This is a genomic window from Xinfangfangia pollutisoli, assembly GCF_020179405.1.
GTDB lineage: Bacteria > Pseudomonadota > Alphaproteobacteria > Rhodobacterales > Rhodobacteraceae > Pseudogemmobacter > Pseudogemmobacter pollutisoli.
The window spans coordinates 1-11,170 of sequence record NZ_JAICBZ010000002.1; the positions used below are offsets into that span (position 1 = coordinate 1).

Genomic DNA, 11,170 nt, shown 5'->3' on the forward strand with positions numbered 1-11,170 from the left:
GGCGCTGCTGCCGCGGCTGTACGGCCCGCGCGCCGCGCCGCATCTGTCGGGCCGTGCCCTGCGCGGACTGGCCGCAATCCGCCCCGCCGATCCGCGCGCGAATCTGCCCGACAGCCCGGATCCGCGGCCGCGTGCTGCCCTCGGCTTCGGCATTTGAACAAATTTCCCGCAGAATCCTCAGGATTTGCGCCGTTTTCCTGCATTCCCCGCGCTTGTGCGGCTGCGTCCACTTGGGCGTTGCAAACCCCGGCGGCATTTGCTTACGTCCTAGACAACAAGTGCGGGAACACCCGCCATGACACAGGGAGACAAGGGTGGCGGCAGCAGCCCAAAGCGACGCATTCGTCGCATTCGAACATGTGCAGAAAAGCTATGACGGCGTTTCGCTGGTTGTGAAGGATCTGAACCTCACGATCTCGAAGGGCGAATTCCTGACCATGCTGGGGCCCTCGGGATCGGGCAAGACGACCTGCCTGATGATGCTGGCAGGCTTCGAGACCGCGACCCATGGCGAGATCACGCTGGACGGGCGCCCGATCAACCAGGTGCCGCCGCACAAGCGCGGCATCGGGATGGTGTTCCAGAACTATGCGCTGTTTCCGCATATGACGGTGGGCGAGAACCTGTCCTTCCCGCTGGAAGTGCGCGGCATGGGCAAGTCGCAGCGCGACGAAAAGATCAAGCGCGCGCTGGACATGGTGCAGATGGGCGCCTTCGCCAACCGCCGGCCGGCGCAATTGTCGGGCGGCCAGCAGCAGCGCATCGCGCTGGCCCGCGCGCTGGTCTTCGACCCGCAGCTGGTCTTGATGGACGAGCCCTTGGGCGCGCTGGACAAGCAGCTGCGCGAACATATGCAGTTTGAAATCAAGCACCTGCATGAAAGCCTGGGCATCACGGTCGTCTATGTGACCCATGACCAGGGCGAGGCGCTGACCATGTCGGACCGGATCGCCGTTTTCAATGACGGGCGCATCCAGCAGCTGGCGCCGCCGGCCGATCTGTATGAACGGCCCGACAACAGCTTTGTCGCGGGCTTCATCGGCGAGAACAACAAGCTTCTGGGCACGATCGAGGATCTGTCGGGCGACCGGGCGCTGGTGCGGCTGCCCACGGGTGAGCTGATCGACGCAACCCCTGTGAATGTCAGGGAAAAGGGCCAGAAGACCCTGGTCTCGATCCGGCCCGAACGGGTGGAGTTCAAGCCCTCGATGATGCCCGAGGGCGCCCATACGCTGGACGCGGTGGTGACCGAGGTCATCTATATGGGCGACATCCTGCGCGCGGTGCTGCGGGTCGCGGGGCAGGACGGCTTTGTCATGAAGATGCGCAACACCCAGGGCCAGACCCGTCTGGCGCCCGGCGAGGCGATCAAGGTGGGCTGGCATCCGCAGGATGCCCGCGCGCTGGATCCCTGATCCTTGCGGAAACGACCGCCGCTCCGTTCGCCGCGGCGCGGCCAAGACCAGAAAAATCCGGTTCAACATGGGAGTGACCAGATGAAGAAAATCCTGATCCTGTCCACCGCGCTGTGCGGCATGGCCTATGCGGCCAATGCCGAGGTCGTGGTGCTGTCCTGGGGCGGGTCCTATGGCGGGGCCCAGACCGAGGCGCATCTGAAGCCCTTCACCGCCAAGACCGGCATCCCGACCACGATGACCGACAGCGACAACCCCGCCACCCCGATCAAGGCGCAGGTCGAGGCCGGCAATGTGACGGTCGACGTGGCCTCGGTGGAATATGCCGATGCGATCCGGCTGTGCGACGAGGGCCTGCTGGAGCCGATCGACATCAACAGCCTGCCCGCCGGGGCCGATGGCACGCCCGCGGCCGAGGATTTCCTGGCCGGCGCCGTCACCGATTGCGGCGTGTCGACCGACATCTGGGCCAATATCTTTGCCTATGATTCGACGAAATTCTCGGGCGATGCCGCGCCGAAGACCGTGGCCGATTTCTTCGATCTCGAGAAATTCCCCGGCAAGCGCGGCCTGAAGAAGGGCGCCAAGGCGGTGCTGGAATTCGCGCTGCTGGGCGACGGGGTTCCGGCCTCGGAAGTCTATGCGACGCTGTCGACGCCCGAGGGGGTGGACCGCGCCTTTGCCAAGCTGGACACGATCAAGAAGGACGTGGTCTGGTGGGAAGCTGGCGCCCAGCCGCCGCAGCTGCTGGCCGATGGCGAAGTGGCGATGACCACCGCCTATAACGGCCGGATCTTCAATGCGGTGATCACCGAGGGCAAGCCGTTCTCGATCATCTGGGATGGCCAGATCTACGAAAACGAAATGTATGTGATCCCGAAGGGCGCCCCCCATATGGAGGATGCGCTGGAATTCGTGAAATACGCCACTTCGACCGAAGGGCTGCGCGCGCAGGCGCAATACATCTCGTATGGTCCGGCGCGGAAATCGGCGCTGAAGGACGAGCTTTTGTTCAATGACGGCAAGACCGTCATGGGGCCGCATCTGCCGACCGCGCCCGAGAACATGACCAATGCCCTGGAATCGAACTTCGAATTCTGGGTCGACAAGGATGCCGAGCTGAACGAGCGGTTCAACGCCTGGCTTGCCTCCAACTGAGACGGCAGGGGCCGGCGCATCCGCCGGCCCCGACCTTTCCTTCTGCTTCCGCCGGACAGAGCCCAGAATGACCGACCTCGCCGCCAACGCCCTTCTGACCACCGCCGACGGGCGCCCGCTGAAATCGGCGCTGGCCGCGGCGCAGGTCCGCGCCAAGCGACGCGCCTTTCTTCTGGTGCTGCCGCTGCTGCTGTTCGTGCTTTTGACCTTCGTGGTGCCGATCGGGCAGATGCTGCACCGATCCGTCTATCATGACGGGTTTTCGGCCAATGCGCCCGCGGTGTCGGCCTGGCTGGCCGCGCATCCTGCGGGCACCGCGCCGGACGAGGCGGCCTATGCCGCCCTGGCCGAGGATTTCAAGGCGATGAAGGCCGCCAAGACCGCGGGCGAGGCCGGAACGCGGGTGAATTACACCCTGCCGGAATCGCGGTCCCTGTTCACCAAGACCGCGCGGGTCGCCGATGATCTGGCGCCGCCCTATCGCGAGGCGCTGCTGGCGGTCGATGCGAAATGGGGCGATCCGCTGGTCTGGGAGGCGATGCGGTCCGCCTCGTCGGCCTATACGAGCGACTTCTATCTCAGCGGTCTGGACATGGAGCGCACCGCCGATGGCGGGATCGAGCGGGTGCCGCCGAAAGAGCGGATTTATGTCTATCTCTATCTCAAGACCTTCGCGCTGTCGGCGCTGATCACCTTCATCTGCCTGCTCTTGGCCTTTCCGGTGGCGCATCTGCTGGCGACGCTGCCGATGGCCAAGGCCAATCTCTTGATGATCCTGGTGCTGCTGCCGTTCTGGACCTCGCTTCTGGTGCGCACCACCAGCTGGATGGTGCTGTTGCAGGGGCAGGGTGTGGTGAACAACACGCTGGTGGCGCTGGGCCTGATCAAGGACGAAAGCCGCCTGTCGATGATGTACAACCAGACCGGCACGATCATCGTCATGGTGCATATCCTGCTGCCCTTCATGATCCTGCCGCTTTATTCGGTGATGCGGGTGATCCCGCCCAGCTATGCCCGCGCTGCGCGCAGCCTGGGGGCCACCAGCTGGACGACCTTCCGCCGCATCTACCTGCCGCAGACCCTGCCGGGGATCGGGGCGGGGGCGCTTTTGGTGTTCATCCTGGCGGTCGGCTATTACATCACGCCTGCCCTGGTCGGCGGCGCCGATGGGCAGCTGTTTTCGAACCTGATCCAGTTCCACATGACCAAGTCCAACTGGTCGATGGCGGCGGCGCTTTCGGCGATGCTGCTTCTGGGGGTTCTGCTGTTGTACTGGCTGTACGACCGTCTGGTCGGCATCGACAAACTCAAGCTCGGGTAACGCGACATGGCCCTTCCCACCTATGCAAGCCCGCTGGAGCGCGCCTGGCATTACGCCTATCTGGTGATCTGCGTCGCGATCTTCATCTTCCTGATCTCGCCGATCCTGATCGTCATCCCGCTGTCCTTCAACACCGAGCCCTATTTCAGCTTTTCCTGGAAGATGCTGGAGCCGGGGGGCCTGGGCGGGCGCTGGTATGACGAATTGCTGACCTATGGCATGCAGGCGCCCGAGGCGCCGCGCGATGGCAGCTGGTTTGGCGACATGTGGCGCAATGCGGCCTGGGTGAAGGCGGCGAAGAATTCGGTCTGGATCGGGCTTTGGGCGACGGTCTTTGCGACCGTGCTGGGCACTTTGGCGGCCCTGGGCCTGTCGCGGCCGGAAATGCCCTATCGGCGGGTGATCATGGCGGTGCTGATCTCGCCGATGATCGTGCCGATCATCATCATCGCGACGGGGCTGTTCTTCTTCTACTCGAACCCCTGCGGGGTGGTGGGGCTTAGCTGCGGGCGGCTGACCAGCACCTATCTGGGGGTGATCCTGGCCCATACCGCGCTGGGCATTCCCTTCGTGATCATCACCGTCACGGCCACGCTGTCGGGCTTCGACCAGTCGCTGATCCGCGCCGCGGCCAGCCTGGGGGCCAATCCGCGCACCACCTTCTTCAAGGTGATCATGCCCCTGATCCTGCCCGGCGTGATCTCGGGTGCGCTGTTCGCCTTTGTCACCTCGTTCGACGAGGTGGTGGCGGTGCTGTTCCTGGCCGGGCCCGACCAGCAGACCATCCCGCGGCAGATGTGGAACGGCATCCGCGAGCAGATCAGCCCGGCGATCCTGGCGGTGGCGACGATCCTTGTGGTGATCTCGATCGGGCTTCTGGCCACGGTGGAACTGCTGCGGCGCCGGTCGGACCGGCTGCGCGGGGTGACTGGCCGCTGAGGCTGGCCGCGCCCGCCGGGGCGGGCGTCCGATTTTCGCCGAAAATCGGGGCGCGCCCGGCAAGCTGGCGCGGGTCTCAGGGCAGGATGTGCAGCCAGACCCAGATCGTCAGGATCGAGGTCGAGGTGCCGATCAGCACCGCCGAAGCGTTGACCCGCTTTGCCACGCCGTAGAAATGCGCAAACAGATAGGCATTCACCCCCGGCGCCATCGAGGCGGTCATCACCGCCGAGCGCAGCTGGTCGCGGTCCAGCGCAAAGGCCCAGCGGCCCAGCGCATAGGTGATCGCCGGATGGATCACCACCGACAGGGCGCAGACCATGGCGATGGTCGCCATGTCACCCTCGGGCTTGTAGCGCAGCAGCACGCCTCCCAACCCGAACAGTGCCGCCGGCACCGCCGCGCGCGACACCAGATCCAGCGCGCCGCCCATCACCCCGGGGATCTCAAGCCCCGACAGGTTGAAAGCGATGCCCGACAGAACCCCGATCACCAGCGGCTGCGAGAAGATGCCGCGCAGGATCTGCCGCACCAGCGCGCCCGGCGCCGACAGCCGGCCGCGCGACCGCGCCAGTTCCATCATCACGATGCCGAAGGCGTAGAAGATCGGCGAATGCAGCGAGATGATGGTGAAATTGCCCGCCAGCGCCTCGGGCCCATAGGCGCGTTCGGTGATCGGCACGCCCAGAAGCAGCGAATTCGAGAACAGGCAGGCAAAGCCGATCGCCACACAATCTTCCAGCGGGCGGCCGAAGATCAGCCTTGCGCCGAAAAACCCCAGGAAGAAGCAGGTGAAGGCGCCGATATAGAAGGACAGGAACAGGCCGATCTCGGCCGAGGCGTTCAGGTCCAGCGTCGCGATCGACTTGAACAGCAGGCAGGGGATCGCGAAGCTTTGCGCGAAACGCATCAGCCCGTCGACCGCCGCTTCGGAAAAACCCAGCCAGCGCGCCGCGACATAGCCGAAACCGATCACCAGGAAGACCGGCAGGATGACGTCGATCAGGGCGCTCACGCCGGGGTCTCGAAGCTGATCTCAAGCCCGTCATAGGCGGGGATGACGTGATCGGGGGTTTCGGCATCGACCGCAAGATAATCAAGGTCGACATGCATATTGGTCAGCACCGCCTGGCGCGGCTGGGCGCGGGCGATCCAGTCCAGCGTCAGCGCCAGATGGGCATGGGTCGGATGCGGCTTGCGGCGCAGCGCGTCGACGATCCAGCAGTCCAAGCCCTGCAGAAGCGGCCAGCTTTCCTCGGGGATCGCCACCGCATCGGGAAGATAGGCCAGCCCGCCGATGCGGAAGCCCAGCGCATCCATCGTGCCGTGATTGGCCGAGAAGGGCACCAGCACGATTTCGCCCCCCGCGCCGGTCACGCGGATCGGCCCCGAGATGGTGTTCAGATCCAGGATCGGCGGATAGGGGCTGCCCTCGGGCTGCACGAAAGCATAGCCGAACCGCGCCAGCAGCGCCTCTTGCGTCGGCCCGTCGGCCCAGACCGGCAGGCGGCGGCGGATGTTGAAGGTGACCTGGCGCAGATCGTCGATGCCGTGCATGTGGTCGGCATGCGAATGGGTATAGACCACGGCATCCAGCCGGCCGATCCCGGCATCAAGCAATTGCTCGCGCATGTCGGGCGAGGTGTCGATCAGCACGGTGGTCGTGCCGGATTCCGTCTCGCGCCGCACCAGAAGCGAGCAGCGCCGGCGGCGGTTCTTCGGATTGGCAGGGTCGCATTCCCCCCATTCGCCGCCCAGCCGCGGCACGCCGCCAGAGGATCCGCAGCCCAGAATGGTGAAGCGAAGCCGCGCCATCAGGCCGCTTTCGTGGCGCGGGCCGCCTTGCGGAACAGCCGGTCGAAATTGGCGCTGGTCGCGGCGCGGAACTCGGCCTCGGTCAGGCCGAAGACCTGGGCGCCGGCACGGGCGGTATGGGCGACATAGGCCGGCTCGTTGCGGCGGCCGCGGAAGGGAGGCGGCGCCAGATAGGGGCTGTCGGTTTCCACCAGGATCCGGTCAAGCGGGGCACGCGCGAAGATGTCGCGCAGATCCTGGCTTTTCGGGAAGGCGGCAATCCCCGACATCGACAGGTAGAAGCCCATCTCAAGCGCGGCTTCGGCCAGACGCGGCCCGGAAGAAAAGCAATGCATCACGCAAGCATAGGGCTTGCGCGCATGGCCCTCGGCCAGGATCGTCTCCATATCGGCATCGGCGGCGCGGGCATGGATCACCAGCGGCAGGCCGGTTTCCTGCGCCGCTTCGATATGGATTCGCAGGCTTTGCTTCTGCGCCTCGGCGCTGTCGGGCGTGTAATGGTAATCAAGCCCGGTCTCGCCGATCGCCACCAGCTTGGGGTGGCGGGCGACCTCAATCAGCTCGTCCAGCGTGACAGGGGCTTCTTGCCCCACGCTCATCGGATGCAGCCCATAGGCCCAGAAGATGCCCTCATGTGCCTCGGCAATGCCGCGCACCTTCGGGATCGCGCTTTTGCGGGTGCAGATCGACACCATGCGCGTGACACCCGCAGCCTGGGCGCGCGCGATCACCGCGTCGCGTTCGGCGTCGAAATCCGGGAAATCCAGATGGCAATGGCTGTCCACAAGATCGGGCAGCGGCGGCAGAGAGGGGGGCGTTGCGGGGGACATCATCCTGGGGTGGCGAGCTGTCCCGCCGTCTCGTCGATCCGGAACAGGATATCCATCAGAAGGGCGGCAGGGTCAAGGTTCACGGCCTTGCCGCGGCGGGCGCGCTGGGTCAGGCCCTGCGCCTGTTCGGCCCAAAGCCGGGCGGCGCGCAGATCGGGGGCGAGCCGGGTGAAAAGCGCGGCCTCGCCCGGCGCGGCTTCGGGCGGCAATTGGCGGCTGGCGGCGGCGCGCGCCAGCCGCGACAGGAACAGATCCAGAAGCGCCAGGATCAGATCGAAGGTCTCGGCCGCGCCACGGGCCGCGGCCGCATCGGCCAGCGCGGCCAGCCGCGGCCGGTCCAGCCCCGGCAGGTCGGCCAGCAAGGCCACCAGCCGGGCATAAAGCTGCAACCCGTCCAGCTCGGTCATCCGGAACGCCTCGCCGGCCGAGCCACCGGCCAGTTCCGCCAGCGCCACCTCGGCCCCCGGCGCCACATCGGCGCCCGCCTGGGCCAGGGCCGCGGCCAGCGCCTCGGGCGCCAGGGGGGCCAGGCGCAATTCCCGGCAGCGCGAGCGGATCGTCGGCAAAAGCCGCGCCGGCTGATGCGAGACCAGAAGGAAGGTCACGCCTTTCGGCGGCTCCTCCAGCATCTTCAGAAGCCCGTTCGCCGCGGCGACATTCATCTCGTCCAGACTGTCGACGATGACGACCCGCCGCCCGCCATCCGCGGCGCTGAGCCCCAGGAAGTCGCGCAGCCGGCGCACTTCGCCGATGGTGATCACCTGGGCCAGGGCGCTTGCCTTGTCGTTCGGGGCGCGGCGCAGCAGGAAGGCGCGCGGCTCGGCCAGGGCGCGCAGCCGGCGGGCGACCGGATGGTCGCGGTCGATGTCCAGCGTCTGCGGCGGCACGGGTGCGCCGAACAGCCCGCCCCCCCCGCCCCCGTCCTCCTCGGGCGTGGCCAGCAGGAACAGCGCGATCCGCCAGGCCAGCGTGGCTTTGCCCAGACCGCGCGCGCCGGTCAGCATCCAGGCATGGTGCAGTCGCCCCTGGCGGAAGGCATCCAGAAACTCCGCCTCGGCCGCCGCCTGTCCGAAGACCCGGGCGGTGTCGCGCGGATGCGGGGCGCCGGCCAGTCGGTCGGGCTCGGGCAGGGGATCGGTCGCGGCCATGGCGCCAGACATGCCACGGGCGGCGGCGCGGGGAAAGGGGCAGATGCCGCGCAGCAGTGGCCGCCGGCCGCGCGCCGTGCCATTCTGGCGGCAAATGCAACGGAGACCGCGATGACCCGCACCATCCTGATCGGCGCCCCGATCGACACTGGCCAGAAACGCCCCGGCTGCCTGATGGGCCCGGCCGCCTATCGCGTGGCGGGGATCGCGCGCGAAATCGCCGCCGAGGGCCATGCGGTCGAAGACTGGGGCGATCTGAAGCTGCCGGCTCTGCAACAGGTGACCAGCCCCAATCCGGCGGTGCATTCGCTGGCCGAGACGCTGGGCTGGACCGAAGTTCTGCGCGAAAGGGTGGAAGAGGCGCTGGCCCTGGGCGGCTTTCCGGTGATCCTGGGCGGCGATCATTCGCTGGCGCTGGGATCGGTGGCCGGTGCCGCGGCCTTTGCCGCCGGTCAGGACCGGCCGCTGTTTCTGTTGTGGCTGGATGCGCATTCCGATTTCCACACGCCCCTGACCACCACCTCGGGCAATCTGCACGGCACGCCGCTGGCCTATATCAACGGCCGCGCGGGCTTCGATGCTTTCCCGGCCTTTCCCGCCCCGGTGCCGGCGGCGCGGATCTGCATGTTCGGCATCCGCTCGGTCGATCCGGCCGAGGAACAGGGCATGGCCGAGCGCGGCATCCAGCCCAATGACATGCGGGTGATCGACGAACACGGCATCGTCAAGCCCTTGCGCGACTTCCTGAACCGCTGCCGGCGCGAGGGGGGCATGCTGCATGTCTCGCTGGATGTCGATTTCCTCGACCCTTCCATCGCGCCTGCGGTCGGCACGACGGTGCCGGGCGGCACCACCTTCCGCGAGGCGCATCTGGTGATGGAATTGCTGCATGAATCGGGCCTGGTCACCAGCCTGGATCTGGTCGAGCTGAACCCGTTCCTCGACGATCGCGGCATGACGGCGCGGCTGATGGTCGATCTGGTCGGCAGCCTGATGGGCAAGAAGGTCTTTGACCGGCCCACCCGCGCGAAATAGCCCGCTGCCTTCCTCTCTGCAAAAATATCCCGGGGGTCCGGGGGCAGAGCCCCCGGGCGTGCGTCGCCCTAAAGATCCCGATAGGAATGCAGGCGCCCCTGCGGATCGGTCACCAGCCAGGCGCCTGCGCCATCGGGCTGCAGATAGCCGGGGCCCACCGGCACCTTGCCATGGCCGCCGGGGATATCCAGCACGTAAAGCGGCTGGCCTATCCCGGTCAGCCGCCCGCGCAGCGCTGCCATGATCGCCTGGCCCTCGGCCAGGGTCAGGCGGAAATGGCCGGTGCCCTTGGCCAGATCGGGATGGTGCAGGTAATAGGGTTTTACCCGATGCCGCAGCAGGGCGCGGAACAGGTCTTCCAAGACGCCCGCCTCGGCATTCACCCCCTTCAGCAACACCGTCTGTGACAGCAAGGGCACGCCTGCGCGGTTCAAGCGGCGCAGGGCCGCCCCGGCGGCGGGTGTCAGTTCCTCGGCATGGTTCACATGCAGGACCAGCCAGACCGGCAGGCGGCGATCCAGCACTTCGGCCAGCGCCTCGGTCACCTTCCCCGGCGCCACGACCGGCACGCGGGTATGGAAGCGCACCAGTTCGACCGTTTCAACCGTCTCCAGCCGGTCAAGCATCGCCCCCAGCCGGCGCGGCGACAGGCTGAGCGGGTCGCCGCCGGTGAAGATCACCTCGCGCACTGCCGGGGTTTCGCGCAGATAGGCGATCACCCGGTCGAATTCGGCCTCGGCCAGAGTGCCCGTCTCGCCCACGGTTTCGCGGCGAAAGCAGAAGCGGCAATAGACCTCGCAGGTCTGGGTCGCATGCAGGATGGCGCGGTCGGGATAGCGATGGGTCAGGCCCGGCACGGGACGATGCGCATCATCGCCGATCGGATCTGCCAGTTCCTCGGGGCGCAGCTGCAATTCGCGCGGATCGGGCAGGAATTGCGCCTGCACCCCGGGCGCTGCCACGGCCAGCATCTCGGGGCTGACGCGCACGCGGAAGGCGGTTTCCACCGCCTCCAGCGCGGCGCGATCGGCGGGCGCGGTCAGGCCCAGATCCTGCAGCGCCTGAATGCTGGTGGCGGCGGCGGGTCGGGCAGGGGGGCGATGCGCGGTCATGGGCCGCGCAGCTACAGCCGCGTGGCCGAAGCCGCAAGCCTGCTGCGCTTAATGGATGGGGAACTCGCCCACCACATGGCGCCATTCGCCGGGCCCGATCAGCTTGCGGTGGGTGAAGCGCACCGAATGCAGCGGGCCCTCGATATTGCCCTGCCAGAATTCGATGAACCGGAACAGTTCCGGGTAATCGGGCGCCAGATCCATGTGCTGCCAGACGAAGGTGTTGATAACATTGCGGTAATCCGGCATCCGGTAGAAGATTTCGGCCGTGGTCATCCCGTAGCCCTTCAGCATCAGTTCCGTCTCGCTGTGACCCATGGGCGCAACTCCTTTCCTTGTCGCAAGGAAATCATGCCAGGGTTTACAAATCGTTCAACGATTTCAACGTTGTATCACT

Annotated in this window: 11 protein-coding genes; 5 read left to right on the top strand and 6 right to left on the bottom strand. The window is 66.7% G+C overall.

Going from position 1 to position 11,170, the window contains the following annotated elements; translation table 11 throughout:
• The first annotated feature begins 314 nt into the window (after positions 1-314).
• The 4 genes from K1Y73_RS01000 to K1Y73_RS01015 all read left to right on the top strand — a co-directional run bounded on the left by K1Y73_RS01000 (position 315) and on the right by K1Y73_RS01015 (position 4,833).
• Positions 315-1,415 (top strand): ABC transporter ATP-binding protein, encoded by a 1,101-nt coding sequence (locus tag K1Y73_RS01000; RefSeq protein WP_225026047.1) that lies wholly within the window; start codon positions 315-317, stop codon positions 1,413-1,415.
• Positions 1,416-1,496: 81 nt separating this feature from the next.
• Entirely contained in the window at positions 1,497-2,573 is a 1,077-nt protein-coding gene (locus K1Y73_RS01005) for an ABC transporter substrate-binding protein (RefSeq protein ID WP_225026048.1), read from the top strand.
• Positions 2,574-2,640: 67 nt separating this feature from the next.
• The gene (locus tag K1Y73_RS01010; protein WP_225026049.1) at positions 2,641-3,894 is read left to right on the top strand and encodes an ABC transporter permease; all 1,254 of its coding nucleotides are present in this window, start codon (positions 2,641-2,643) and stop codon (positions 3,892-3,894) included.
• 6 nt (positions 3,895-3,900) lie between these two features.
• Positions 3,901-4,833, top strand: coding sequence for an ABC transporter permease (locus K1Y73_RS01015; protein WP_225026050.1), 933 nt, complete (start codon positions 3,901-3,903; stop codon positions 4,831-4,833).
• A gap of 76 nt (positions 4,834-4,909) precedes the next feature.
• Here the strand turns inward: K1Y73_RS01015 and K1Y73_RS01020 are convergent, their stop codons facing one another.
• The 4 genes from K1Y73_RS01020 to K1Y73_RS01035 are packed head-to-tail and all read right to left on the bottom strand — an operon-like array spanning position 4,910 to position 8,626.
• Positions 4,910-5,848, bottom strand: a complete 939-nt coding sequence (locus tag K1Y73_RS01020; protein WP_225026051.1) for an AEC family transporter — start codon at positions 5,846-5,848, stop codon at positions 4,910-4,912.
• Complete coding sequence (locus K1Y73_RS01025; protein WP_225026052.1) at positions 5,845-6,648, bottom strand: MBL fold metallo-hydrolase; 804 nt, start codon at positions 6,646-6,648, stop codon at positions 5,845-5,847. The genes K1Y73_RS01020 and K1Y73_RS01025 overlap by 4 nt, the downstream gene beginning before the upstream one ends.
• Entirely contained in the window at positions 6,648-7,478 is an 831-nt protein-coding gene (locus K1Y73_RS01030) for a TatD family hydrolase (protein WP_225026053.1), read from the bottom strand. The genes K1Y73_RS01025 and K1Y73_RS01030 overlap by 1 nt, the downstream gene beginning before the upstream one ends.
• Positions 7,478-8,626: a DNA polymerase III subunit delta' gene (locus K1Y73_RS01035; RefSeq protein WP_225026054.1), complete on the bottom strand. Its 1,149-nt coding sequence runs from the start codon at positions 8,624-8,626 to the stop codon at positions 7,478-7,480. The genes K1Y73_RS01030 and K1Y73_RS01035 overlap by 1 nt, the downstream gene beginning before the upstream one ends.
• Positions 8,627-8,737: 111 nt before the next feature.
• On the opposite strand from K1Y73_RS01035, the gene rocF reads away from it, so the two are divergent.
• The gene (gene rocF, locus K1Y73_RS01040; RefSeq protein ID WP_225026055.1) at positions 8,738-9,661 is read left to right on the top strand and encodes an arginase; all 924 of its coding nucleotides are present in this window, start codon (positions 8,738-8,740) and stop codon (positions 9,659-9,661) included.
• A 68-nt stretch (positions 9,662-9,729) separates the two neighbouring features.
• Here the strand turns inward: rocF and K1Y73_RS01045 are convergent, their stop codons facing one another.
• The gene (locus K1Y73_RS01045; RefSeq protein WP_225026056.1) at positions 9,730-10,773 is read right to left on the bottom strand and encodes a lysine-2,3-aminomutase-like protein; all 1,044 of its coding nucleotides are present in this window, start codon (positions 10,771-10,773) and stop codon (positions 9,730-9,732) included.
• 48 nt (positions 10,774-10,821) lie between these two features.
• Positions 10,822-11,091, bottom strand: coding sequence for an usg protein (locus tag K1Y73_RS01050; protein ID WP_225026057.1), 270 nt, complete (start codon positions 11,089-11,091; stop codon positions 10,822-10,824).
• Positions 11,092-11,170: the final 79 nt, after the last annotated feature.

Bases quoted from the DNA above. Each gene is read 5' to 3' on its own strand.
- rocF (WP_225026055.1), top strand. From the start codon at position 8,738: ATGACCCGCACCATCCTGATCGGCGCCCCGATCGACACTGGCCAGAAA.
- K1Y73_RS01025 (WP_225026052.1), bottom strand. From the start codon at position 6,648: ATGGCGCGGCTTCGCTTCACCATTCTGGGCTGCGGATCCTCTGGCGGC.
- K1Y73_RS01030 (WP_225026053.1), bottom strand. From the start codon at position 7,478: ATGTCCCCCGCAACGCCCCCCTCTCTGCCGCCGCTGCCCGATCTTGTG.
- K1Y73_RS01045 (WP_225026056.1), bottom strand. From the start codon at position 10,773: ATGACCGCGCATCGCCCCCCTGCCCGACCCGCCGCCGCCACCAGCATT.
- K1Y73_RS01015 (WP_225026050.1), top strand. From the start codon at position 3,901: ATGGCCCTTCCCACCTATGCAAGCCCGCTGGAGCGCGCCTGGCATTAC.
- K1Y73_RS01035 (WP_225026054.1), bottom strand. From the start codon at position 8,626: ATGGCCGCGACCGATCCCCTGCCCGAGCCCGACCGACTGGCCGGCGCC.
- K1Y73_RS01010 (WP_225026049.1), top strand. From the start codon at position 2,641: ATGACCGACCTCGCCGCCAACGCCCTTCTGACCACCGCCGACGGGCGC.
- K1Y73_RS01050 (WP_225026057.1), bottom strand. From the start codon at position 11,091: ATGGGTCACAGCGAGACGGAACTGATGCTGAAGGGCTACGGGATGACC.
- K1Y73_RS01005 (WP_225026048.1), top strand. From the start codon at position 1,497: ATGAAGAAAATCCTGATCCTGTCCACCGCGCTGTGCGGCATGGCCTAT.